The organism is Labilibaculum euxinicum (assembly GCF_009795715.1).
In the GTDB taxonomy this organism is placed as follows: Bacteria; Bacteroidota; Bacteroidia; order Bacteroidales; family Marinifilaceae; genus Labilibaculum; species Labilibaculum euxinus.
Map to the genome: position 1 here is coordinate 13,916 of NZ_WTCR01000006.1, position 25,509 is coordinate 39,424.

The following is a 25,509-nucleotide window of genomic DNA, read 5'->3' on the forward strand; positions in this document are numbered from 1 at the left end:
GTTTACGTTCTATTGAATTAACTCTTAAAGTAAGAACATAAATTGTACCAAACTACATAAAAAAACCCTTCAATTTTATTGAAGGGTTTGCAGATATAGAAGATATCCTTATGATTTCTTACAACATTCTTTTTTGCAGTCTTTAGGACATTTAGTTTCTGCCTTGGCTTCTTTAGTACAACAAGCTTTTTTACAGTCTTTTTCACATTTTTCTGCTTTAGCTTCCTTTGTGCATTTTTTTGCTTTATCACATTTTTCAGCCTTAGCTTCTTTGGTACAGCAGGCTTTTGTACAGTCTTTGGAACATTTTTTCTTTTCAACTTTTTTCTTCTCCTGATCCTGTTTTTGATCTTGATCCTGAGATAGAGAAATTTGATTGTCAAAGATTGAAATTACCGGTTGAGCAGCAAAACTTACTACATTTATCGCAAATACAAATAGGAGTCCAAATAATAACTTTTTCATGTTTTTTTTTATTTAAATGTTAATTAATCCGTTTTAGTCTAATTTTGAATTGAATACTACAAGAACGTAAAAGATCTTTTTATCTCTTGTTAATGAATTGTTAAAGCATCAAAAACTCTTAAAATTTACACTAATTTTGAGTCGTGAAAAAGATCATAAGATCTGGATGTTAAGGAAGTAATTAGTCTATGAGTTTGTTGCTTAAAAATACAATGCGAAAATTTAAAGTTTATAGAATCCAGACATTTATTGTTATTTCAATAATTGTTCTTCTTCTTCTTCTTTTAATTCAAATTAGATGGATAAGCAGAGCCAGAAGCTTAAACGAAGAGCAATTCAATCATCGTGTTGGCTTGGCCTTGCATGAGTCTGTCGATGAGTTTACAAAAGATCAGGAGAGTTGTGAGAAGATGCGGGAGTGCATGTCTAAATCGAAATACAACGCATCGGATAGTGAGCTTTTAAAGATGGAGGTGAGCCGCCTGGATTCAATTATTCATCAGCAATTTAAAAATTATCAGATTCAATCGCCATATACCATTGAAGTATTAAGTACTGCTGACGAGCAGCCTAAAAGTAAATGTTTTTACTATAGTTTGCGTAAAGCATTAAGTCACGATAAGGCAATATTAAATGTCTATTTCCAAAAAAGAGAGAAAAATTTAATGGATAGTATGGGAAGTATGTTTATTTGCTCATTAATTCTTATTTTAATTCTTTGTACATTTTTTGGGATAACCGTTTTTTCATTGATAAATGATAAAAAGATTTTGGGTAGAACTACTGATCTGATTAATAATATAGCACACGAGTTTAAGACACCGATGGCAACAATTTCGCTGGCCAGTGGAATGTTAAAACGAAATAAGGTTTATGTCGATCCCAATCAAGTAGTTCATTATTCAAGCATGATTTTTTCAGAGAATAATCGCTTGAAAAGTCAAGTAGATCAGTTGTTGAAACTGGCTTGTATGGAACGCGGAGAATTGCAGTTAAATTCAGATCAAATAAATTTGCACTCCTTATTAAAAGAGTGTTCCGATTTTATTTCCGTGCAATTGGCAGAGCGGGAAGGAACCATTACGTACAAACTGAATGCGGAAAATGATATGGTTTGTGGTGATAAAGATTTACTGCAGAATGTATTGTTAAATCTTCTGGATAATGCAGTGAAGTATTCCGAATTTAAACCAGAAATAGAAGTTGAGACTAAAAACACGAATGGACATCTTTATATTGCGGTAACCGATAAGGGAATTGGAATGACTAAAGAGGAGCAGAAGCATGTATTCGATAGATATTACAGAGCTCCAACCGGCGACTTGCATGATGTGAAAGGTTTTGGTATTGGCTTGTCCTATTCAAAAATGATCATTGATTCTCATAAAGGTTCAATAAATGTTTTGAGCAAAAGAAACTCTGGCAGTACCTTTACTATTGTTTTGCCATCAATCTAAAATTATTTTATGACCAATTCTAAAAATATATTGCTAGTTGAGGATGATCCCAATTTAGGTCTTGTTTTAAATGAATTTCTAAAAATGGAGGGTTTTTCGGTAAGTTTAGCCCGAGATGGGGAGAAAGGATTCGAGTCTTTCTCTAATTCTAAGTTTGACCTTTGTTTATTGGATTGCATGATGCCAAAAATGGATGGTTTTACTTTGGGGAAAAAGATTCGTGAAATAAATCAAGAGATTCCCATTATCTTTTTAACTGCGAAATCGCTGAAGGAGGATAAGTTAAAAGGTTTTGATTTGGGTGGAGATGATTATATCACGAAACCTTTTGATGAGGACGAGTTAGTCCGAAGAATTAATGCTGTGTTAAAGCGAGTAAATACAACTCCTGAAGTAAAAGAACAAATATTTAATGTGGGTAAATTTGTATACGATCATGCAAATCTTACTTTGACTTTAAATGGAGAAATTTTTCGGATTACTCAAAAAGAGGGGGATGTATTGTATCTCTTGCTTCAGAATAAAAATAATGTATTGCGAAGAGAAGATATACTGGTAAATGTGTGGGGCGAAAATGATTATTTTATGGGACGAAGCCTGGATGTCTTTATCACTAAATTAAGGAAGCACTTAAAATTGGATTCTACCATAAAGATTGAAAATGTGCATGGAGTTGGTTTTATTTTATCAGAAAATAATTAAAATCCCAAACAACACATCAAAATCCATAAAAGTTGTAATTTTGAATCTGAAATTTAAAATCTGCAATTTGCCATGAGCATACCTCAAATAATTAACACTATTCTAGCGAAAATTCCTGCTGACGTAAAATTGGTAGCAGTATCAAAAACCAAACCTAAAGAGGATATAATTGAAGCCTACGAAGGAGGATACCGGATTTTCGGTGAAAATAAACCACAGGAGCTGGCACAAAAATATAACGATCTTCCCAAGGATATAGAATGGCATTTTATTGGTCATCTTCAAACCAATAAGGTGAAGTATATAGCGCCGTTCGTGCAGCTTATTCATGCTGTTGACAGTATTAAATTACTGAAAGAAATTAACAAGCAGGCAGAGAAGAATAATAGAGTTATCAGTTGCTTGCTGCAATTTCATATCGCTTTGGAGGAAACTAAATTTGGTCTTACTATCGATGAGGCAAAAGAATTGCTTACTTCGGAAGATTTTAAATCATTAAAAGCGATTCAAATTGCCGGCGTAATGGGAATGGCCACATACACCAATAATGAAGTCCAGATCAGAAATGAGTTTGGTCATCTTAAATCCATATTTGAAAGTTTAAAATCAGATTTTTTTATTGACAGTCCTGAATTTAAAGAAATTTCAATGGGAATGTCGGGTGATTATATGCTGGCAATAAGTGAGGGCAGTACAATAATTAGAGTAGGAAGCACAATATTCGGATCGAGATATTAAATTCCGGGTTTTTTATAGTCTAAGTCAGTACTAAGGATGTAAATATCTCTTTTGAATTTACTATATTTGTTCGTTATCGATTGAAAAATATTAAAAAATCAAATAGCATGATTAATCTTGAAACCACCTATATGGGATTGCAGTTAAAGAATCCTTTAATTGTCAGCAGTTCCGGGCTTACAAATTCTGTAAGAAAAATTAAAATCATTGAAGAAAAAGGGGCAGGAGCTGTTGTTTTAAAGTCTTTATTCGAAGAACAAATTCGCAACGAAGCTAAAAATTTGATTGGTAAAGATCCTTCAAATACAAGTTATCCTGAAGCTGAAGATTATATTCAGACCTACATCAAAGGAAATTCCGTTTCGAATTATTTGACACTTATTAAGGAAGCTAAGAAGGCTGTTTCTATTCCTGTAATTGCAAGTATTAATTGTGTTTCTTCATCGGATTGGACTTCTTTTGCTAAAGAAATTGAAAAAGCCGGGGCCGATGCTATTGAGCTAAATGTGTTTATCGTTCCAAACGACAGAAACATGAGTTCTGCGCAATACGAAAATTTATACTACGACATATTTAACGCCGTTAAAAAGGAAGTAAATATTCCAATATCAATGAAAATTGGAATATACTTTACCAATTTATTTTCAGTTGCTAATCGTTTAAATGCCGATGGAGCCGATGCGTTGGTGTTGTTTAATCGTTTTTACGAGCCGGATATCGATATTGAGAAAATGAAAATTACCAGTGCCGAAGTGTTGAGTTCAGCAAGTGATATTCGTAAATCTCTTCGTTGGGTTGGTATGTTGTCCGATAAAATTAAAGGAATTGATATTTCGGCTTCAACAGGTATTCATAATGGTGAGGCTGCAATAAAGCAATTGTTGGCAGGAGCTAAAACAGTACAGATTTGTTCTACTGTATATGAGCATGGTTTCGATCAAATTACCAATATATTGGAAGATTTAATTAATTGGATGACCAAAAAAGGATTTAAAACTATTGATGAATTTCGTGGCAGTCTTAATTATGGCAGTATTCAAGATCCTGGTCTGTATGAAAGAGCGCAGTTTATGAAATATTTTTCAAATAATGAAAAGGACGTTTTAATATAAAAAACAAAAGCCGCTTTTAAGCGGCTTTCTCTTTTATTATAGTTGATCTATTATATGAATGGCTTCGTGAAGAATTCCCTTTTTTTCGGGAGATGCTCCTGAAATGGCATCTTTAAGTTTCGCCATCTCCACAGGCTTACTTTCTTCTGATATTTTTTCGGTAAGATTTTCTATTACTGTAAATGCTTCAAAGGAAATTTCAAAATCCGACACAATTAACAAATCAACAAAAGTTGAGATGTATTTTGAAAAATCAATACTGGTTTCCCAGCAAATTGAAATTAAAATTTTTCTAATTGTCAGATACTTTTCATCAGCGATTGCTTCTATAATAATTTTATCCGAATCCTGATTTTTTAGATCAGCAAGAAAATTATGGATTGCTGATTGTATTTCCTTATTGGAATTAGAAATCATCAGATCTAACAGAGGAGTAATATCTTCTGGTTTTCCTTCTTCGCGTAATTGATTGATTGAATCAAGTACCACTTTATTATCCAAAGAACTAAGTCCTAAGATTATGGAGTTGTGTAAATCCTTTTTACTAATATTGCTCATTAAATTGTTCTTTTTATTCGATGCAAAACTAGTAATTTTTATTTGTTTTACCCCCTCTCAATATCATCTGTTTACTAATTGCATTTTCGTTAATTTGAGTTTGATTTAAGACCAATTGATTGGAACTTACTAATTGAAAGGATAGCTTTGAATTGCTTTTTTTTTACAAAGACTCAAAAGTTGTATATCTGCATATGCTGATTTTGATTGCAAGAAATTAAGGAATAATTTTATGTTGAATGATTGGAGATGGATAGTTTTGTGTGGAGAACATTCATTTTAACAGCAAAATGATCTTTTCCCATTTCATTTTGTATTGTGAAATATTCTTGAAAAAAAGATGTTGTTTTCTTGAAAAATTGTAATTTAAGTTCGTTGAAAGATAGATGTTAATCTTCAGAATGAGTTCAATGAGAAAAATTATTTGGAGTTTAGGAATTATACTACTGTTCAATTCATGCAATTTGTTTTCATCAAAAAAAAATAAAGAGCAGGTTTCTGAGGGAGAATTGCTGGAGTATCAGTTGATGAAGGAAAATGCGGATAAGATGAAGAGAATTTTCTTTGTACTTCCCAGCCCAATTGAAATTTCATTATTAATTAAAAAATCAGGAGTTCATTTTAGGGAAGATTTGTTGAATAGCATGGAAAATTTACCGGGATATTCGACAAGCTCGTCAAGAGCGATAGCGCTGGGGGTTTATTGTGCAGATTTAAGCTATGCAAGCTTGAATGAACAATATCAGATCTCAATTGAGTATATGAATGTGTCCAGAAGTCTCGCAGAATCGTTAGGGATTCTTAGAACAGTTGGACAGGACAAGGTTCGTTTGCTTGAAAGCAATGTGACAAATAAGGAGTTGATTGTTGATATAGTATCGGAGATTTATATGGAATCGAATCAACAATTACAAGAGCAGGACAGGTATTCACTGTCTGCTTTGATGCTGATTGGAGGATGGGTGGAGTGTATGTATATAGCAACTCAAAGTGTTAACCTCAATAAGAAATCACATGAGGAGTTAATCAAACAAATTTTAGATCAGAAATTGTCTCTTGAAAGTATAAAAACGGTGTTGCGGGACAATCAGGCTGATCCAATTATTAAACCCATTTACCAGAACGTATTGCAGCTTGAGAAATTATTTGAAATGAGTATTAAAACTTCAGATATGAAAGAGGGGGCTGATTTTATTGATTCTGTTGATGAATTGATATTTGTACAATTAGTTGCGAAAATAGGTGATATGAGGGATTATTTAGTTCATTAGTGTGAAAATAATTTAAGAATACACATACAGCATTTTTAATATGAAATATTATCTATTGTCAGTCTTACTTGCATTCTTTTTTTCTGTTAATCTTGTATTTTCTCAATGTCTGGATTTTGCAAAAGAACATTGTAAACCTAAACTTGAAAATTATATTCATGATGGTAATTACAACGGAGTAGTACTAAATAAAGACGAGGAAGTCGAATTGCATAAAGCCTTTTTTAGCGGACAAAAATATCGTGTAGTAGTTGGCTGTGAAGATGAGATGCCAACAATACATTTTAAAATTATCGATTCAGATCTGAATCTGATTTTTGATAACGAAGATAGTAATTACACTGATTTTTTTGATTTTGAATTGGATGAGGCTAAAACACTAATCATATCTTTAGATTTTGTCAAAAATGAAGATACTGAATCTGAACAGAAAAGCGGATGTGTCTCTATTTTGTTTGGCTTGAAATTATAAGTAAAAAAAGGTTCCTTTTAGGAACCTTTTTTATCTATTTTTTCATTTAAATATCGTCCTGTATAGGAAGCTGAACAATGAACAGCATCTTCGGGAACTCCCTCAAAAACAATCTGTCCTCCATTAATTCCACCTTCAGGACCTAAATCAATTAGCCAATCTGCACATTTAATTATTTCCATATTGTGTTCAATAATAATTAGCGTATGTCCTCTTGATATTAGGGCATTAAATGCATCCATTAATTTATTGATATCATGAAAATGCAATCCTGTTGTTGGTTCATCAAAAACAAACAGGCAAGGTTCTGCTTTTTCTTTCGCCAAAAAGGAAGCTAGTTTTACCCTTTGACTTTCACCACCACTTAAGGTGCTTGATGATTGCCCTAATTTTACGTAACCTAATCCTACATCAACCAGTGGTTGTAATCGTTGAACAATTTTCTTTTCTGTTGTGCTTTTACCCTGAGAAAAGAATTCAACCGATTCGTTTACAGTCATTTCCAATACGTCATGAATGTTTTTTTGATTGTATCTAATTTGCAGGATATCATCTTTAAATCTTTTTCCCTTACAACTTTCGCATTGCAGGTAAATATCAGCCATAAACTGCATTTCAACCTTAATTATTCCTTCCCCCTGACATTCATCACATCTGCCTCCGTCAATATTAAAGGAAAAATGTGAAGGTTTAAAACCACTATACTGTGATGCTTTTTGATTGGCGAATAGTTTTCGGATTTCATCGTATGCCTTTAAGTAGGTAACAGGATTCGATCGTGATGATTTCCCAATTGGATTCTGATCGACAAATTCGATATCTTTAATAAGATGAAGATCTCCTTTAAGAGCATCGAAATGACCACTTTTATCGGAGTACCCGCCGTAATGTTTCTTTAAGGCCGGATACAGGATCGTTTTCACAAGAGAAGATTTTCCGGAGCCACTCACACCAGTGATAACTGACATGATATTTAATGGGAATTTAATGTTTAAGCCTTTTAGATTATTCTCCCTTGCACCAATTATTTCAATGAAATTATTCCATTTTTTTCGTGTGACGGGCACAGGGATCATCATTTTTCCGGAAATGTATTGAGAAGTTAAACTTTCCGATGACTTTTTTAACTGATCAATATTTCCTTGGAATACGACTTCACCGCCAAGCCGGCCGGCATATGGCCCTATATCGATAAGTTCATCAGCAGCTAAAATTATATCTTCATCGTGCTCAACAACAATAACCGTATTTCCCAAATCGCGCAATTCCCTCAAAACTTTTATGAGCAATTCTGTGTCCCGCGAATGAAGTCCAATACTTGGTTCATCCAGAATGTAAAGCGAACCAACAAGACTGCTTCCTAATGAGGTTGCTAAATTGATTCGTTGCGATTCTCCACCGGACAAACTGCTGGATAACCGATTAAGGGTTAGGTAACCCAATCCGACATCAGATAGGAAATTGATGCGGTTTTTAATATCAACAAGTAAACGACTGGCAATTTTTTCATCCGTTTTATCCAAATGTAAATTTTGAAAAAAATCGTTGAGCTCATTCAATGGCATTAACACCAAATCCTGAATGTTTTTATCATTCACTTTTACATAGCCGGCCTCTTTTTTTAACCGGGTTCCTCTACAGTCCGGGCAAACTGTTTTTCCTCTGTAGCGGGATAACATAACCCGGTATTGAATCTTATATTGTTTTGCTTCCAGATATTTAAAAAAATCATTTAAGCCTTTAAAGTGCTTATTTCCAGTCCACAGTAAAAGTTTTTCTTCTTCACTCAATTCAAAATAGGAGCGATGTATAGGAAAATCAAACTTATCAGCAGAATAGATTAATTTATTTTTCCATTCCTGCATTTTCTCACCCTTCCAGCAAACAACTGCATCGTCGTAGATGCTTAGTGTTTTGTTTGGGATAACCAGATCTTCATCAATACCAATTACCTTTCCAAAGCCTTCGCAGGTTGGACATGCACCAAGTGGATTGTTAAAGCTGAATGTGTGAACATTTGGATCTTCAAATACAATTCCATCGGCCTCGAAACGATTTGAGAAAGCTTGGTAATCTGTACTTCCATTAATAGAAAGCAGGCATTCACCTTTTCCTTCGTAAAATGCAGTTTGCAGGGAATCAGCTATTCTATTTTGAGTATCTTCATCAGAAGAAACTCTTATTCGATCAATTACGATATGAATTGGCTCATCATCTTGAAGAAGACCAGGATTCTCAATTGCTTCAAAAATCTTATGGATTTCTCCTTTATTTTCTACTCTTGAAAATCCTTGTTGAGATAAAACTTCCAGCTGCTCTTTTTTACTTCGGTCGCCATTGTGCATTTCCGCTAAAATCATTACCGGAACGCCTTCTTCCTGACTAAGGATATACTTTACAACATCAGTAATGGAGTGCCTCTTTACGAGGGTATTTGAAATGGGCGAGTAGGTTCTCCCTATTCTTGCGAAAAGAAGTTTAAGATAATCGTAAATCTCTGTTGATGTGCCAACAGTTGAGCGTGGATTACGGGTATTTACCTTCTGCTCAATTGCGATGGCAGGAGGTATCCCCTTAATAAAATCAACCTCAGGCTTGTCAATTCGTCCTAAAAATTGTCTTGCATAGGAAGATAAACTTTCCACATACCTTCGTTGTCCTTCAGCATAAAGGGTGTCAAATGCCAATGATGATTTCCCTGATCCTGAAAGCCCTGTGATTACAATAAACTTATTTCTGGGAATCTTGAGGTCGATGTTCTTTAGATTATGAACTTTTGCCCCTTTTATATAAATGTATTTCTCTGAATTCTTGTCCGCCATATTTATTATTCGACCCTGAATTAGGTTTCTTATAAGTTTACTAAAATCGAATCTACAAAGATATTTAACTTCTAAACATTTTCAAATCTCATTAAAAATTAGTTTATTGCATCTTGTTAAAGATATTTATTAACCATCAATAATAAAGGAGACATTGCTTATAGAATAATTTTTACACTGTTTTATTAAATAGCTGTGAAATTGAGAAAGACTAATCCTACCGATTATGATCTCGTTAAGCAATTCATTGATGGTAATCATGATAGTATTGACACTCTTGTAACCCGACATAGGGACAGAGTATATACGTATATCTATCTAATTGTAAAAAATCATCAGCTTTCCGAGGACTTATTTCAGGATACCTTTATTAAGGTAATCCGATCGCTCCGTATGGGGAAATATCAAGACAATGGGAAATTTTTGGCCTGGGTGCTGCGAATAGCTCATAATTTAATTATAGATCATTTTAGAAAAGAGAAACAGAACAATACCTTTTCTAAAGATGATTATGAATTGGATATTTTCAATTCGTCTAAATATTGTGAAGGCAACTATGAAGATGAACTTATTCAAAATCAGATTCATGATGATGTTCGTAAATTGGTTGATGAACTACCTGAGGATCAGAGGGAAGTTGTTATTTTGCGGCATTATAAAGGTTTAAGTTTTAAGGAGATTGCCGAACATACTGATGTTAGTATCAACACCGCTCTGGGGCGTATGAGATATGCCTTAATTAATATGCGGAAAACAATTGAAGAAAAAAACATGAGTCTAACTCTTTAGTAAGAATATATCATTTAAGAATAAATTGACTGGAAGATGTGCGTTTTCCAGTCTTTTTTGATTCCGGATACTAAAAGGAAATTTTAATCGTTAATAGGAAAATAGAAATAATTATTTGCCTATGAATGATGTTTATACTCTTTTAAATTTTGCCCGTAAAAATACAGGACAAGAAATGATTTCACTTATGGATCGGATTGCAAATTCTGATGTTTTCGAATCTGTTGAACTCGTTGAATATCTGGACAGATTCAAAGTGAAGTCTCAATCAAATCTTCTTCATCGTGTTTTAGGATTTCGTCAGTCCACGAAAAATGTGAATCTGAAATTGCCAGATATTGCAGAAATAGCATTAAACTAAGAAATAGCCGGAGTATTTGTACTCCGGTTTTTTTTTGTTCTAATATTTTCAATTTTAAAATAAAGATGTATATTTGATATCAAAATGATATCAAACTAAATTATTATGAGAGAAGAAAAGAGTTATTCTGGAAAGTCAGGATTTTTAATGGTTTTCATTGTTCTGGCTATGCTGGTAATTGGCATAGTGGGATTGGTAATGGTAAGGAACCCGTTTTTCGTTATTTTTATTCCTTTGGTAATAGCTTTTATTCCGGGGTTTACAATCGTTAATCCAAACGAAACTTCAGTTTTAGTGCTGTTTGGTGCATATAAAGGAACCATAATGACTAATGGATTCTTTTGGGTAAATCCATTTATGGTAAAAAAGAAAGTGAGTTTGAGAGCCCGGAATCTGGATAGTGATCCTATAAAGGTGAATGACAAAATTGGAAATCCGATTATGATTGGGGTTGTTTTGGTATGGAGGGTAAGAGATACCTACAAAGCTGCTTTTGATGTAGATAACTTCGAACATTTTGTGAATATTCAGTCTGAGGCTGCTATTCGACATATGGCTGGTTCGTATCCGTATGATAATTTTGAGGATGAACAGGCTGAGATTACCTTGCGTTCGGGAGGAAATAATGTAAGTGAATTATTGGAAAGAGAGTTGACTGAACGATTGGAAATTGCCGGAATTGAAGTGATGGAAGCAAGAATTAACTATCTTGCGTACGCCTCTGAAATTGCAGGTGCAATGTTGCGCCGTCAGCAGGCAACGGCGGTGGTTGCTGCACGGTTTAAAATTGTTGAAGGTGCTGTTAGTATGGTTGATATGGCATTGGAGCAATTGGCACAAAAAAACATTGTTGATCTTGATGAGGATAAAAAAGCAACAATGGTTAGTAATTTGATGGTAGTGCTTTGTTCCGATAAAGATGTAACTCCTGTTGTAAATACCGGAACTTTGTATCAATAATTAATTAACTATGGCAAAAAAGAAATCATTTGTTCTGCGTCTTGATCCTGAGATGTACAAAAAGTTGGAAAGGTGGGCTGTTGATGAATTTCGTAGTACGAATGGACAAATTGAATGGATTTTGAATAAAGCCTTGAATGAAGCAGGACGGAAAAAAGATAATGGCACCGAAGATGCCGGCAAATTAGAAGAATAAAAAAAGCCCAAATGTTAAAATGTAACATTTGGGCTTAAGTTATTAAGAGGATTTTTTTAGTGATTTTTGCATGATGGAATTGCCATCTTTATCGGATGCTTCAAATCCCATTTTCTCCATATATTTTAGATTCATTCCCGTGTCGAAATAAACGGAATTGATATCGTGTTTCTGTAAAATATCACTTAATTGATTGTACAAATAAGCACCAACTTTAAAGTCGCGGTACTGAGGTAATGCATAATCCAATTCAATTCTTAGTTCTGTTTGATCTTTAGATCCGATAAAAATTCCTGCAACTGCCATATCTCTTAGTACAAACATTCCCAATTGGCCTTTTCCCATTTTATAATCCGGAAAGAAACTCTTAATGTCCTTTTTATAAAAGTCAAGAAAATGTGTTAACAGCTCGTCATTTTCTTTTATCTCAATGATTTTAAAGTCTTCTTTTCGCTTATACATTTTCTGCAGATTGTATAGGTTTGCGCAAACAATAAGAAAATTCATGATTCCAACAGGTAAGGAGCCAATTAGAAATCCGTAAGCAGAAAAAAGAACAGCTCCAGTCAAATTGTACCATCTTAATTTTACAATTGAAGTCATTGTTAAAGAAATCAAAACCAATACCGAGGCTGCATAGCCAATCCATTCAAGTAATTGAATGCCTAAGATGTTATATTCCAGCATAATAAATTTAATAGTGAAAAAATAAATTCTGAAGAGGGTTCAAAAATGGTTTGGATATTCTGATAAAAGCAGAAACCTTTCGTTACCGAAAGGTTTCTCAAATATACTAAACATTTTTTTCTTACAATCCGGTCATTAAAAATAATGGCTGCATTTCGAAGCTGTTGTATTTTGGTCTTAACCGATCGGTATTATAATATCGGTCAACATCCACCAATTTTTTAGAGCTGGTAACAATATCTATCGGAGCATTATCATATCTTCCATTTCGGAGTGTTATTAATCTGCCATGAACTCCTTTAATGATTAAATCCAATGCCAGATTTCCAAATGCCATAGGAACTATGGAATCAATAGCATCCGGATCGCCGCAACGAACCATATAACCTAACTTTTGATTGATAACATTAATAGGTTTTGAATTGTTGTATTTTGGAGATAATTGTTTCAGATGTTCAGATACGCGGTCACCAATGCCACCTAATTTTCTATGTCCGTAATCATCTCTGACATCATCCTGAAAAATCATATCCTCTCCCGAGAAACTAGCACCTTCAGAAATTAGCACAACGGAATAATGACTGGGATTTGAGAATCGATCTTGTATCATTAGCTCGGTTAAGCGTTCTATGTCAAAATTGTATTCTGGAATTACACATCTATTTGCTGCACCGGCCAGCGTTGGTAAAATTGCTGTAAATCCCGCATAACGACCAAAAACTTCCAATACCAGTAATCTTTCATGCGAACCAGCTGATGTTCTTAGGCTGTGTGTTAATGAAATGGTACGTGTGATACATGTACTAAATCCGATACAGTAGTCAGTTCCGGGAACATCGTTATCCATGGTTTTAGGTATGGCAATAACTTTAAATCCTTCTTTGTACAATCGCACACCATAGCTAAGAGTGTCGTCACCTCCAATCGGAATTAAATAGTCAATGTTCAGAAAAGCCAGATTGGCAAGAACCTCTTCCGTTAAATCATTAACCTCTTCATTGTATTTTTCTTTTAGATGAGTTGGAATTCTATCTTTTGAGGTTTTTGAAGGATTTACTCTGGAAGTGTGAAGAAATGTGCCGCCGGTTCTACCAACTTTGTTTACCAGTTCTTCACTTAATGAAATATAGTTCTCGCTGTTATCTGCTTTTTTATCACGGATAATATCAATTAAACCTCTCCAGCCTTTGCGAATGCCGATTACTTGATAACCTTCCCTTATTGCTCTAATTGTGACAGCACGAATAGCGGGATTTAACCCGGGAACATCACCACCACCAGTTAGAATTCCAATAATTCCTTTCGTCGATTTTGCCATAGTAAATATCTTAAGTAACTGAAAACAATGTAATATCAGTTTAAGATATCATTTTGTTAAGGGAAATTCAAGCCAAAATAAGATGAAGATTCATTTATGGGAAGAGAATAAGGTAATTAAGAATAATTCTAATTACTGAACGAGTAAGAAATAATATTTGCACCCATCTTTAGTGCTTTTTGATGATTAATTTCTGTATCGTTGTGAACAGAAGTATCTTCCCAGCCATCGCCCAAATCCGTTTCGTAAGTGTAAAAACAAACCAATCTTCCTTTGTGAAAAATACCAAAGCCCTGAGGAGGTTTCCCATCGTGTTCATGTATTTTAGGAAGTCCGTTTGGGAATTCGTACACTTGATGATAAATTGGATGAGAAAAGGGTAACTCAATCAGTTCTTCGTTCGGAAACACTTTTTTTATCTCGCGTCTGAAATAGGCATTCAAACCATAATTGTCATCAACATGAAGAAAGCCACCACCTTCAAGATACTTCCTTAAATTTGTAACTTCCTGATTGTTCAAAACAATATTTCCGTGCCCGGTTAGGTGAACAAATGGATAGGAGAATAGCTCAGGACTTCCCACTTCAACAATATTGGCATCTTTATAGATGTTTGCAATGTTGTTGCGATTGCAAAATTCGATGAGATTGGGTAATGATCCTGGATTTGCATACCAGTCACCACCGCCATTGTATTTAAGTAAACCGATTCGAACCGTTGTGTTTTGTGAAAAGGAGCACAAACTAATGAGCAAAAAAAGCGCGATATGAATTATTTTACTCATCAAATGATTATTGGTTTTCTAAACTAATGATATTACATGCAACAACTCCGGCTGTTTCTGTTCTCAAACGGCTTTCTCCCAGACTAATTTCTTTAAAGCCATTTTCTTTAGCCAGATTTACTTCTTCAATACTAAAATCTCCTTCAGGGCCAATCAATATTAATGCATTTTGTTTTGCCTGATAAAGATTTTTCAGATGCGTTTTTTCACCTTCGTTGCAATGAGCTATGTATTTTTCTCCATCGAATGGGGAAGTTACCAAATCGGAAAATTTGGTTTGTTCATTTAAAATTGGATGGTAAGCTTTAAGAGATTGTTTAACTGCAGAGGTAATTACTTTAAACAAACGCTCATGTTTTACTACTTTCCTCTCGGAGTGCTGACATAGAAGAGGAGTGAATTCATGAATACCAATTTCAGTACATTTTTCCATGAACCATTCTGTTCTATCCATATTTTTTGTAGGAGCCAGAGCAATGTGTAACTTGTAATTCAGTTTCCCAAATTCCGTTTGAGTCTCGATACACTCAACAGTGCATCTTTTAGGATGAGCGTCAATTATTTTTGCTTTGTAAAGAGAGCCTTTACCATCAATCAGATGAATAATATCTTCCTCTTTTAAGCGAAGTACTCTAATGCAATGTTTTGATTCAATCTCATTTAATTGATAAAATTGATTCTGGATATCTGGTGTATAAAATAAGTTCATAAGCTTTCACAAGTAAAAAAAACATGATGTTGCAAAGTTAGCTTATGTATTTCTTTTCAGGGATTAATTTGAAATAAAAATTTCACCAAACCATAGGCTGGTAAATTGCAGCCAGAATAAATGTTAGAACTGAAAAGATGAGGCCAAACATAAATATAGTATAAGAAATTCGTAAAAATCGATATTTTCTACCCAGAACTTTTCCAAGAAAATACTGATCTCTAATTAAACTGTCATACAATTCATCGTAGTCCGACATCATTCCTTTTAATGCGTCTGAATAATCGGCAAGAGCCATTTTATGGAAATTTCCGAAAAACATTAAATTTACTCTCTTCTTTTTGATGTCTTCCTGCGAGAATGTTCCTGACGTAACAATAGGCCGGGTTGCCAATACGGAATACGTAATGGTGAACAAACAGACTATCAAAAGAATAACACAAGGGATAATGAAATGAGGAACATCCATTATATTTTTGAAAATAAAGAAGATGGCCGAGATGATGATTGAATTGACAGAGATCATTAAGTTGGCTTTTTTATCGGCAATGGAACTTAAATTAATCTGATTCCTTGAAGTTACTTTAAACATGGTTTCAATGCCACGCTGCGGAGTTTTTAGCTTTGTGTTTTGTTGCTCCAGTTTACTTACCATTTCGGTAAGTTTCTTTATTTCTTTAGTCTGAAAACCAGCCACTTTATCAACTACTTTTTGATAATTCACCTCTTTCTTTTTAGCCAAAGTTTTTTTACCGTAATTGGTATGGTAATGATGATCTTTTAAAAAACGCAAGGTTTCTTCCCAATACAATTTGGGGTGAATGTCATGATGAAGAATTCCACTTCTTTCTTCTCTCAGCTTTTCGGATATTTTTATGTAATCCTTTGTTGATAAGTGGTGCAGATCTGCATCGCATAGCACATTACATACTTTTTCATCACAAGGAAGGTGTGGCATCTTTGTGTGTAGAATGGCTTCAGTTATTTGTTGTATTTTTTCCTCAGGGTAATTTTTTTCTTCGAGAAATTTTCTGGCATGTGCGGCACTTATTTCTTCATGTTTAGCAAAGTTTTCATAGTAACCGGTGTCATGAAACCAGGCTGCCAGAATGAGATTTTCCATTTCGTCGGGAGACAATCCTGTTTCCAAACCAATTTTTTTTGCTTGTTTAACCACATTTTGAGTGTGTTCCAAATTGTGATAGGTAAAGATTGGCTGGTGGGTACTTTCGATTAAATTAGTAACAAATGTTTCCGCTTCATGGATGATATTCATTTCTCTTTTTTTTTCTAATGTTGACTAAATGAAATTGTAATGAATAAATATAGTCATTATAGTGGAAAACGATTTGAAAATTCCATAATAATGCCTTGGCTCCCTCTTTTTTGTTGGGAATTGAGCCTTATTTATGTAATTTTAAATTCCTAATTAAATTCGCAAAAGATACTTCATATAATGAACAGATTTTTAATTTCCTATATTGTTCTTCTAAGTTTTCTTGTCTTTTTTGAATCGTGTAAGCAGAAATCATCTGATACCAAGTTGGTATATGAATTGGATTCTACCTACCAATTTCCTTACTCCATATTGGAGGCTGATGAAAAATATAATTTGAAAGATGAGTTAAGAGAGATTTCCGGATTATCTTATTATAATGATCACAGTTTGCTTTGTGTGAACGATGAGAAAGGAATTATTTACAAATTCAGTTTAAAGAAGAAAGAGATTACAAAAAAATATGTGTTTGATAAATCGGGAGATTATGAAGGCATTGAAGTAGTAGGTGATCAGGTTTTTGTACTCCGGTCAGATGGAAATATTTTTGCAGTTGATCATATGAAAAATGAGGATATTTTATCTGTGAAAACCAAAACACAATTGAATGCAGGAAACAATACGGAAGGTTTAGGTTATGATTTCCAAAGCAATAGTCTTCTTGTTGCATGCAAAGGAAATCCGGGCATTAATAATAATTTTAAAGGGAAAAGAGCAATTTATAAGTATTCTCTCAAAACGAATAAATTGTCTGATTCTCCTGCTTTTTTAATCGATCAGGAACAAATAAGGAGAATTCTTGATTTTGACGGATATACAAGTTTTTCTGTGACCTTGGTGGAAAGCATTAATCCATCACAAGGAGATTTTACATTTCAACCATCGGCGGTGGCAATGCATCCTATTACTAATAACTTATATGTATTAGGATCCGTTGGTAAATTATTACTGGTGCTCAATCCGGAAGGCGATGTTTTGGCTATTGTGAAATTGAAACGAAAGATGTTCAGACAGCCGGAGGGAATCTGTTTTTCTCCTGACGGGACTATGTATATTTCTAATGAAGGAAAAGGAAGAGCTGCTAATATTTACAAGTTCAGCTACCACAAATAAATTGAAATTGACGAATGTTATTGTATTTTAATTTTGATAATACGATGAAGGGGATTTTACTATATATCGGTGTTTTTATTTCAATAAATACTGTATTTGCTCAAAATACAAAGTTGCCGGAAGCTCCTGCATCAACATTGCTCGATCATTCCATTTTTTTTATTGGTGATATTGGTGAATCGGCAATTGTTGATTCAAATATCGACATGCTAAAAGGTCAAATGAATGAAGTTGGGCAGAAAGGGACACTCGTATTTTTAGGCAACACTTTCCCGAAAGGATATTTAGAGGATGAATTAGAGGATATAGACGCAGAGAATCCTGATTTAATGAAACTTTTACATTCGATAAAGGATTTTAAGGGTGAACTTATTTTTATTCCTGGCGAAAAAGAATGGAACGAGGGGCGACGTCATGGATGGGAAACTTTACTGAATACTGAGACATTTATAGAGGATTATTTGGATCGGGGAGATGTTTTTCTTCCTTCGGGAGGTTGTCCCGGCCCAGTTGAGATAGACTTAACGGATGAAGTGGTTTTACTGATTGCAGATTCACAATGGTGGCTTCATTTGGGAGATAAACCGGAAACGGAATGTGATCTGGAAAGCAATGATGATTTTTTAATTCTATTAAATGATGCCATAAAGAGGAATAAGAATAAGAAAATTGTTTTTGCCACACATCATCCTATTTATAGTGCAGGAAAGCATGGCGGAAATTTTGCTTTTCCGGGTCCTGTAGAGTTGTATCGGAAACTTTTTGGCACACCGCAGGATTTCGCTTACCCTTTTTACAAGCAAATGAGGTATATGTCCCGAAAAGTAGGAGTGGGATACGATAACATTATTGTTGTTGCGGCTCACGATAATAGCTTACAGTTTACTAAAAAGGATAATTCATTTTTTGTTGTTTCGGGATCGGGGAGCAAGAGCGACTATGTGTCAAAAAATAAAATGGATGTTGCTATGCGTGAGGTTGGTTTCTCGAGAATCAATTTTTACTCGAATGATGAGGTTTGGCTCGAATTTTGGTCGGTGGGAGCTGAAGGAGTGGATGAGCCTCATTTGGCATTTCGGGAAAAACTTTATACTAAGCAAGTTCCTTCTAAGGAAGATTTAATTAGCAAATACAAAGAGATCAATTATTCGGATAGTACCATTTCAGTTGCTGCAAGCACATTTTATGAAACAGATGGAAAATTAAAAACGAAAATTTTAGGGCAGAACTACCGAAAAGATTGGGCTACTCCTATCACAGTTCCGGTTTTTGATATCGCAACGGAAAAAGGCGGACTAAAAATTCTGAAAAGAGGAGGAGGACAGCAAACCAGATCATTGCGGCTAGAGGCCAAAGATGGAAAACAATATGTGTTGCGGTCGGTAGAAAAGTATACTGAAAAAGCAATTCCTCCAGGGTTGGAAGGAAGCTTTGCTGCCAAAATTGTACAGGATGGAATTTCAGAATCCCACCCGTATGCCGCTTTAGCCATTCCCAAAATGGCAAAAGCAGTGGGTATTTATCATACCAATCCAAAAATTGTTTACGTTCCCGATGATCCTCGCTTTGGAATTTATCAGGATGGTTTTAAGAATGAATTGTTTCTTTTCGAAGAGCGTCCCAACGGCGATGTATCTGATATGGATAATTTTGGGAATTCCCATGATATTTTAGGAACAGATAAGTTGCTTAAAAAGAGATTCAAAAATTCAGACCTTCAGATTGATGAAACTGCTGTGCTGCGTGCCCGTTTATTCGATATTTTCTTAAATGACTGGGATCGGCACGATGATCAGTGGAGGTGGGCAACCTTCAAAAAAGATGGCAAAACAATTGCGAGGCCGATTCCAAGAGACCGCGATCAGGCTTTTTTCTTTAGCGATGGAGCAATTCCCTGGTTGATTCGAAGAAAATGGGCTATGCCTAAATTTCAATCATTCGATTCAATTGTCGAAAATGTAGTAGGACTTGGTTTTAATGCCCGTTATTTTGATCGAAACTTTTTACAATCCAAGGACAGAAATGATTGGATTGAAATGGCAAAGGAACTTCAAAGCAAGTTAAGCGATAGTATTATTCAAGAATCAGTGAAAGCTTTGCCAAGGGAAGTCTATGCAATTTCGGGTGACGAAATTACACAAAAACTAAAGGCTCGAAGAGATCAGCTACCAGCATTGGCAGAGGAGTTTTATGAATTTTTGGCGAAAGAAGTTGATGTTGTAGGCACGAATGATAACGAGAGTTTCGATATCAACTGGATTGAAAATGGAAAATTAATTGTTGAAAGCCATCGGTTAAGCAGTAAAGCGAATAAAAAAGAACTATTGTATCGCAGAACTTTTAGTAAGGATGAAACCAATGAGGTGAGAATTTTTGGACTGGATGGAAAAGATAAGTTTGAGGTAAATGGAAATAGCAAAAATGGAATAAAGCTTCGAATTATTGGAGGAAAAGGAAAAGATAAGTTTAAACTGGCAGATACAGGGAAACAAAATCTGCTTATTTACGATAAATCGAAAACCAGAATTAAGGGCGATGGAGCTTACAAAAAGAGATTTGGGAAAAGTTCTGAAGTAAATTCATACGATAGAAAAGCATTTAAGTATAATGTTGTAAGCCCTGGTGCGAACCTTAATTTTGTTAGTGATGATGGTCTGATTTTAGGTGCAGGTGTAAATGTTAAAACCCAAGGATTTAGGAAAGAACCATACGGATCATTTCATAAATTCATTGTTAATTATGCATTTGCATATCCATCGGTAGAGTTAAAATATTCCGGTGAGTTCAAGCAGGTGTTTCGAAAAACTGATTTTCTAACAGATATTCATTACAATACACCTAATTTTCAGGGCTACTTTTACGGATTGGGAAATGAAACAGAAAATTCAAAAATCGATGATGATGCTTACAACAGGATTCGAATGGCTCAGTTTTTTATTCATCCGCAATTAAGACAACAAGTTGGGGAGAAACATTTTATTTCAATTGGTTCATTTTATCAGCAGCTGGAGTTGAAAGCTACACCGGATCGTTTTGTAACCGATTTTACCAATCCTGACAATGATTTAAATCCTTTAACCGATTTTAATACCAGAAGATATTTAGGACTTAGTATTAATTACTTGTGGGATTCACGGGATAATACGGTACTCCCTTCAAGAGGAATTTATTGGTCATCTAGTTGGAAGTACTATAAGGGATTGGAGAGGAATGATAATAATTTTCATAAAATGGAAACTGATATGCGAATGTATCTTAGTTTTGGCAGACCTCAAAGAACAATATTGGCATTGCGTGCGGGTGCCAGTCATAACAGCAGTGGATATTCATTTTTTCAAGCGAATAAATTAGGTTTAAAATCAAATTTAAGAGGATATCGTCAGGATCGATTCGCAGGAGATGATATTGTATTTCAAAATACTGATTTGAGACTTAGGATTGCTCGTTTTAAATCTTATTTTTTGGGGGGAGAAGTGGGTATTTTGGGTTTTAATGATTTCGGCAAGGTCTGGGTTGATAATGAGAGTTCTAGCAAATGGCACCATGGATATGGAGGCGGAATTTGGCTCGCACCTTATAAATTAATGGTAATTACTGCTAATTTTAGCCATTCAATAGAAGATGATATTCTTTCTATCGAATTTAAATACTTGTTTTAGCGATTGAATATGATAATTGGATAAAACAATACATATTTTACATTGAAAATTAAAAAATCAAAATAATGGACGAAGAAAAGCCTGTGTTTGGGAATGGGAGAATACTGTTGGCAGAGGACGATTTTGTGAATGGGAAAATTATATCCCGTCTGTTGGAAATGGATAATATTCCTACCCATTGGGTGAAAAATGGCAGGGAAGCTCTCGATTTTTATCAGAAAAATAAAGAATCTGTTTTGATGGTGTTTATGGATTTGCAAATGCCTATTGTAGATGGTTATCAGGCAACCGCAGCATTGCGGGAGAATGGATTTGACAGACCGATTATTGCTATGACAGCAAATGCTTTTTCGGATGACCATGTGAAATCTGCTGAAGCAGGTATGGACGATTTTATTATGAAACCAGTTTCAAAAATGGAATTGTTCATGATGGTTGAAAAGTGGATGAAGCGGGAAAGAAAGAAATAAAAATTATATTACAGAATAAAAGGTTTGGTTCCTTAGCATCAGGAATCTGATTTTTTGTGAAATATTCAAAAATATATTGCCTTAAAAACAAGAGGAGTAAAGCATGATAGTTTGTATAGCTGAGAAACCAAGTGTAGCACGTGAAATTGCCCTGATACTAGGTGCCAAAAGTAAAAAAGATGGATATTACGAAGGAAACGGATATCAAATATCGTGGACTTTTGGTCATCTGTGCGGCTTGAAAGAACCTCATGAATACGATCTTAATTGGAAATACTGGCATTTAAATGATTTGCCAATTATTCCTCCGCGTTTTGGAATTCGGGTAATTCCCGATAAAGGAGTTCAGAAACAATTTGATATTCTTGAAAAGCTAATTGCCAATGCCACCGAAGTGATAAACTGCGGTGATGCCGGAATAGAAGGGGAAGTGATTCAACGATGGGTTTTGCACAAAGCTAAGTGTAAGGTTCCCGTTAAACGACTTTGGATTTCATCTCTAACGGAAGAGGCTATTCGTGACGGCTTTAATAATTTACGTGATAGTAAGGAGTTTGATAAATTATATGCTGCAGGATCATCAAGATCGATTGGAGACTGGCTGTTGGGAATTAATGCAACACGACTTTACACACTAAAATACGCAAACGGTAAGTCGGTACTTTCCATAGGTCGGGTGCAAACGCCTACTTTGGCTTTAATTGTAAATCGTCAAAAAGAGATTGATAATTTTATTCCTCAAACTTATTGGGAATTAAAAACCACTTATCGTGATGTGAGTTTTGCTGCAACTCATGGGCGGTTTGAACAAAAAGAGCAAGGAATTGAGTTTCTTGATAAAATTAATTCGGAGCCATTCGAAATTGTTTCTGTTGAGAAAAAGAGTGGAACAGAATTACCTCCCAGATTATATGATTTAACTTCGCTGCAGGTAGATTGTAACCGGAAACTGGGTTTTTCGGCAGAAGATACACTGCGAATGATTCAAAGTTTATACGAGAAGAAATTAACCACTTACCCAAGAGTTGATACGACTTACCTTACCGATGATTTGTATAAAAAGATCCCGGGGATTCTTCAAAAGCTAACATCATTTAGTGAATTTACCGAGCCGCTTTTAAAAGCAAAAATTAAAAAATCGAAGAAGGTTTTTGATGATAAAAAGGTGACCGATCACCATGCCATTATTCCAACAGGTGTTGTGCCTGGGACTTTGTCGTATGATGAGAAACAGGTTTACGATATTGTAACCCGACGGTTTATTTCGGTATTCTATCCGGATTGTAAAGTGAGTAATACCACCGTTTTGGGAAAGGTGACCACCATAGATTTTAAAGCAACAGGGAAACAGATTTTGGAACCAGGATGGCGTGTTTTATATGCTAAAGACGGTAATATTGGCGATGGAGTTATTCTTCCTGATTTTGTGAAAGGGGAGAGTGGAGAACATACGCCCGATTTGGCCGAGAAACAGACGCAGGCTCCTAAATATTATTCGGAAGCAACTTTGCTTCGTGCCATGGAAACCGCCGGCAAACAGGTCGATGATGATGAGTTAAGGGATTTAATGAAAGAGAACGGAATTGGCCGTCCTTCCACCCGGGCGAATATTATTGAGACTCTATTTAAAAGAAAGTACATTAAAAGAGACAAGAAACGACTTGAGGCAACAGTTACGGGCACTCAGCTAATTGATACCATACAAAATGAACTGTTAAAATCGGCAGAACTTACCGGACAATGGGAAAAAAAGCTTCGGGAAATTGAGCTGGGCAACTACGAAGTAAATCAGTTTATGGCCGAATTGAAGAATATGGTTGTAGGAATTGTTTGGGACGTAAAATCGCGGAAAAATATCAGTCAAATTGAAGTGATTGATGAGGAGAAGGAAAAAGAAAAGAAAAAAGCAAAGGCAAAACCAGCAACCAAGAAGGAATTAACTTGCCCTAAATGCGGAGAAGGGAAGATTTTAAAAGGCAATAATGCCTGGGGATGCTCCAATTGGGGAAATGGATGTAAAATTCTTATTCCTTTTGAATTTGAAGGAAAGAAATTAACCGATAAGCAGGTTGAGGCATTGGTGCTGAAAAAAATAACGCCCAAAATTAAAGGATTCGAAATTGATGGGAAAAAGCAAAATGGACAATTAGGCTTAACACCCGATTTTAGTATTGAATTTATAGCCGAGGAAGCAGAAGCATGGACTTGCCCGCTTTGCAAAACGGGCACACTCTTAAAGGGGAATGCTGCCTATGGTTGCTCCAATTACCGAAATGGCTGCAAGTTTATTGTTCCTTTTGTTTTTATGGAGAAAAAATTGAGCGAAGCCCAAATAAAATCGTTGGCTACTAAAGGAAAAACATCATTAATTAAAGGTTTTAAAGATCCACAATCGCAGGAAACTGTTGATGGCAAATTAATCTTGGATAATCAGGGACAGATTATTTTTGGGAAGCAGTAATATTAAATGAGTTATAGGTGGTTGTTTTTGCTAATTGGAGAATTAATAAATAATGATTAGTTAATTAGAATCATTTAAAAATTATATTTCAAATAGCTTACAGAAGTCACCAATCATTTTTTTCTTCTTACGGGATACAATCAAAACAGGTAGAAACATTAGTAGGAGAAATAAATTCACAATAACAAAAATCTCTGTTTTGATATTATTTCCTTGCATTAGTAAAAGGCTGTTAATTAATCCTAAAGCTAAGACTGGTAAAATCCTTATCCACAAATATCCAAACCAAATGATCTTGATTTTGAAAGAAATTTCTGTTGTTGATTTGCTTTTGGATTTATAAGTTCCATCAATTATGTATGGTATTGGCAATAGTGTTGTATTTTCTGTTAAATTAAAACTTACCGAATTAATCTCTCCAATATATTTTTTTCTGGATTTTGAGAATATTGATAGAATGCTAAATGGTGTTCCAAAGCTTTTCGGATTTCCATTCTGTGTATTGGCTTTTAATCTATTTTTAAATTCTAAATAGTTAAGTTTTGAAACCATAAGGTTAGAGCAAAATTGTTCATATACTATTTGAGCTTAAGATTTATTCCTACTTTACCTCCTTATATTTCTTTGGATACTCGTAAAAAGCCAGTTTTCCTGTTCTTACTTCAATGTCAGCCCACTCATCAACCTGAAAATCGATACCGATAACTGTGCATGTTGGAACAGCCTTATAAAACTCTTCGGTTAGGTTAAAGGCTAAATATTCAATGCTGGGGTTGTGTCCAACCACCATAACTGTTTCATTTTCTTTTCCCAATTTATCGAGTAAGCCTAGAAATTCGTGAGTGGTGAAACCATCGTATAAATCGTCATTCTGTTCAATTTTATCAATTGGGTATTGCAGCACATCTGCAAACAGCAAAGTAGTCTCAATAGCCCTGTTAGCCGGACTCGAAATCATCAAATCAGGAATGATATTCTTTAAAAACAGCTTGTTGGCAATCAATTTGGAATCATTTATTCCTCTGTTAACCAAGCTGCGCTGATAGTCTGAAATGTCGTATCGAATAACTTCTGTTTTAGCATGTCTTACAAGAATAAGTCGTTTCATTGGGCTTTAGTTTGGGTTAA

24 protein-coding genes are annotated in these 25,509 nt (G+C 34.8%); 14 read left to right on the top strand and 10 right to left on the bottom strand.

Annotated elements, in window-relative coordinates; all coding sequences use genetic code 11:
• Nucleotides 1–108: 108 nt before the first annotated feature.
• The gene (locus GQR60_RS09195; protein ID WP_124992638.1) at nucleotides 109–465 is read right to left on the bottom strand and encodes a hypothetical protein; all 357 of its coding nucleotides are present in this window, start codon (nucleotides 463–465) and stop codon (nucleotides 109–111) included.
• Nucleotides 466–677: 212 nt separating this feature from the next.
• Between GQR60_RS09195 and GQR60_RS09200 the strand changes: the two genes are divergently transcribed.
• The 4 genes from GQR60_RS09200 (at nucleotide 678) to GQR60_RS09215 (ending at nucleotide 4,474) form a co-directional block, all read left to right on the top strand.
• Nucleotides 678–1,922 carry a sensor histidine kinase gene (locus tag GQR60_RS09200; RefSeq protein ID WP_160463449.1) on the top strand — a complete coding sequence of 415 codons (1,245 nt, stop codon included), beginning with the start codon at nucleotides 678–680 and terminating at the stop codon, nucleotides 1,920–1,922.
• A gap of 9 nt (nucleotides 1,923–1,931) precedes the next feature.
• The gene (locus GQR60_RS09205) at nucleotides 1,932–2,624 is read left to right on the top strand and encodes a response regulator transcription factor (RefSeq protein ID WP_124992640.1); all 693 of its coding nucleotides are present in this window, start codon (nucleotides 1,932–1,934) and stop codon (nucleotides 2,622–2,624) included.
• A gap of 72 nt (nucleotides 2,625–2,696) precedes the next feature.
• The gene (locus GQR60_RS09210) at nucleotides 2,697–3,362 is read left to right on the top strand and encodes a YggS family pyridoxal phosphate-dependent enzyme (protein WP_124992641.1); all 666 of its coding nucleotides are present in this window, start codon (nucleotides 2,697–2,699) and stop codon (nucleotides 3,360–3,362) included.
• 107 nt (nucleotides 3,363–3,469) lie between these two features.
• A complete protein-coding gene (locus tag GQR60_RS09215) occupies nucleotides 3,470–4,474 on the top strand; it encodes a dihydroorotate dehydrogenase-like protein (protein ID WP_124992642.1) in 1,005 nt (334 codons plus the stop codon).
• 36 nt (nucleotides 4,475–4,510) lie between these two features.
• On the opposite strand, the gene GQR60_RS09220 is transcribed toward GQR60_RS09215, so the two are convergent.
• Nucleotides 4,511–5,032: a hypothetical protein gene (locus tag GQR60_RS09220; protein WP_124992643.1), complete on the bottom strand. Its 522-nt coding sequence runs from the start codon at nucleotides 5,030–5,032 to the stop codon at nucleotides 4,511–4,513.
• Nucleotides 5,033–5,442: 410 nt separating this feature from the next.
• On the opposite strand from GQR60_RS09220, the gene GQR60_RS09225 reads away from it, so the two are divergent.
• Together GQR60_RS09225 and GQR60_RS09230 are read left to right on the top strand one after the other, a co-directional pair.
• Nucleotides 5,443–6,303, top strand: a complete 861-nt coding sequence (locus GQR60_RS09225; RefSeq protein ID WP_124992644.1) for a hypothetical protein — start codon at nucleotides 5,443–5,445, stop codon at nucleotides 6,301–6,303.
• A 40-nt stretch (nucleotides 6,304–6,343) separates the two neighbouring features.
• The gene (locus GQR60_RS09230; RefSeq protein ID WP_124992645.1) at nucleotides 6,344–6,775 is read left to right on the top strand and encodes a hypothetical protein; all 432 of its coding nucleotides are present in this window, start codon (nucleotides 6,344–6,346) and stop codon (nucleotides 6,773–6,775) included.
• A 17-nt stretch (nucleotides 6,776–6,792) separates the two neighbouring features.
• On the opposite strand, the gene uvrA is transcribed toward GQR60_RS09230, so the two are convergent.
• Nucleotides 6,793–9,597 carry an excinuclease ABC subunit UvrA gene (uvrA, locus tag GQR60_RS09235; RefSeq protein ID WP_124992646.1) on the bottom strand — a complete coding sequence of 935 codons (2,805 nt, stop codon included), beginning with the start codon at nucleotides 9,595–9,597 and terminating at the stop codon, nucleotides 6,793–6,795.
• A 201-nt stretch (nucleotides 9,598–9,798) separates the two neighbouring features.
• Between uvrA and GQR60_RS09240 the strand changes: the two genes are divergently transcribed.
• From GQR60_RS09240 to GQR60_RS09255, 4 genes are all read left to right on the top strand, one after another.
• Complete coding sequence (locus tag GQR60_RS09240; protein WP_156195920.1) at nucleotides 9,799–10,386, top strand: RNA polymerase sigma factor; 588 nt, start codon at nucleotides 9,799–9,801, stop codon at nucleotides 10,384–10,386.
• A 121-nt stretch (nucleotides 10,387–10,507) separates the two neighbouring features.
• Nucleotides 10,508–10,747 carry a hypothetical protein gene (locus GQR60_RS09245; protein WP_101308324.1) on the top strand — a complete coding sequence of 80 codons (240 nt, stop codon included), beginning with the start codon at nucleotides 10,508–10,510 and terminating at the stop codon, nucleotides 10,745–10,747.
• A 105-nt stretch (nucleotides 10,748–10,852) separates the two neighbouring features.
• On the top strand, nucleotides 10,853–11,707 hold the full coding sequence (locus tag GQR60_RS09250) for an SPFH domain-containing protein (protein ID WP_101308323.1): 855 nt from the start codon (nucleotides 10,853–10,855) through the stop codon (nucleotides 11,705–11,707).
• 10 nt (nucleotides 11,708–11,717) lie between these two features.
• Nucleotides 11,718–11,903: an Arc family DNA binding domain-containing protein gene (locus GQR60_RS09255; RefSeq protein ID WP_124992648.1), complete on the top strand. Its 186-nt coding sequence runs from the start codon at nucleotides 11,718–11,720 to the stop codon at nucleotides 11,901–11,903.
• A 42-nt stretch (nucleotides 11,904–11,945) separates the two neighbouring features.
• On the opposite strand, the gene GQR60_RS09260 is transcribed toward GQR60_RS09255, so the two are convergent.
• The 5 genes from GQR60_RS09260 to GQR60_RS09280 form a co-directional block, all read right to left on the bottom strand.
• On the bottom strand, nucleotides 11,946–12,590 hold the full coding sequence (locus tag GQR60_RS09260) for a YgjV family protein (RefSeq protein WP_124992649.1): 645 nt from the start codon (nucleotides 12,588–12,590) through the stop codon (nucleotides 11,946–11,948).
• A gap of 121 nt (nucleotides 12,591–12,711) precedes the next feature.
• Nucleotides 12,712–13,908, bottom strand: a complete 1,197-nt coding sequence (locus tag GQR60_RS09265) for a 6-phosphofructokinase (protein WP_124992650.1) — start codon at nucleotides 13,906–13,908, stop codon at nucleotides 12,712–12,714.
• 128 nt (nucleotides 13,909–14,036) lie between these two features.
• Nucleotides 14,037–14,693, bottom strand: a complete 657-nt coding sequence (locus tag GQR60_RS09270) for a DUF4159 domain-containing protein (RefSeq protein WP_124992651.1) — start codon at nucleotides 14,691–14,693, stop codon at nucleotides 14,037–14,039.
• 7 nt (nucleotides 14,694–14,700) lie between these two features.
• Complete coding sequence (locus GQR60_RS09275; RefSeq protein WP_124992652.1) at nucleotides 14,701–15,402, bottom strand: 16S rRNA (uracil(1498)-N(3))-methyltransferase; 702 nt, start codon at nucleotides 15,400–15,402, stop codon at nucleotides 14,701–14,703.
• An 82-nt stretch (nucleotides 15,403–15,484) separates the two neighbouring features.
• Complete coding sequence (locus tag GQR60_RS09280) at nucleotides 15,485–16,678, bottom strand: Pycsar system effector family protein (RefSeq protein WP_124992653.1); 1,194 nt, start codon at nucleotides 16,676–16,678, stop codon at nucleotides 15,485–15,487.
• Between the two features lie 180 nt (nucleotides 16,679–16,858).
• On the opposite strand from GQR60_RS09280, the gene GQR60_RS09285 reads away from it, so the two are divergent.
• The 4 genes from GQR60_RS09285 (at nucleotide 16,859) to GQR60_RS09300 (ending at nucleotide 24,381) form a co-directional block, all read left to right on the top strand.
• On the top strand, nucleotides 16,859–17,791 hold the full coding sequence (locus GQR60_RS09285) for an SdiA-regulated domain-containing protein (protein ID WP_124992654.1): 933 nt from the start codon (nucleotides 16,859–16,861) through the stop codon (nucleotides 17,789–17,791).
• Nucleotides 17,792–17,805: 14 nt separating this feature from the next.
• A complete protein-coding gene (locus GQR60_RS09290; RefSeq protein ID WP_124992655.1) occupies nucleotides 17,806–21,450 on the top strand; it encodes a BamA/TamA family outer membrane protein in 3,645 nt (1,214 codons plus the stop codon).
• 65 nt (nucleotides 21,451–21,515) lie between these two features.
• Nucleotides 21,516–21,920, top strand: a complete 405-nt coding sequence (locus GQR60_RS09295) for a response regulator (protein WP_124992656.1) — start codon at nucleotides 21,516–21,518, stop codon at nucleotides 21,918–21,920.
• Nucleotides 21,921–22,023: 103 nt separating this feature from the next.
• Nucleotides 22,024–24,381 (top strand): type IA DNA topoisomerase, encoded by a 2,358-nt coding sequence (locus GQR60_RS09300; protein ID WP_124992657.1) that lies wholly within the window; start codon nucleotides 22,024–22,026, stop codon nucleotides 24,379–24,381.
• 81 nt (nucleotides 24,382–24,462) lie between these two features.
• Here the strand turns inward: GQR60_RS09300 and GQR60_RS09305 are convergent, their stop codons facing one another.
• Together GQR60_RS09305 and GQR60_RS09310 are read right to left on the bottom strand one after the other, a co-directional pair.
• A complete protein-coding gene (locus tag GQR60_RS09305; RefSeq protein WP_124992658.1) occupies nucleotides 24,463–24,933 on the bottom strand; it encodes a hypothetical protein in 471 nt (156 codons plus the stop codon).
• Between the two features lie 49 nt (nucleotides 24,934–24,982).
• Complete coding sequence (locus GQR60_RS09310; RefSeq protein WP_124992659.1) at nucleotides 24,983–25,489, bottom strand: SixA phosphatase family protein; 507 nt, start codon at nucleotides 25,487–25,489, stop codon at nucleotides 24,983–24,985.
• Nucleotides 25,490–25,509: the final 20 nt, after the last annotated feature.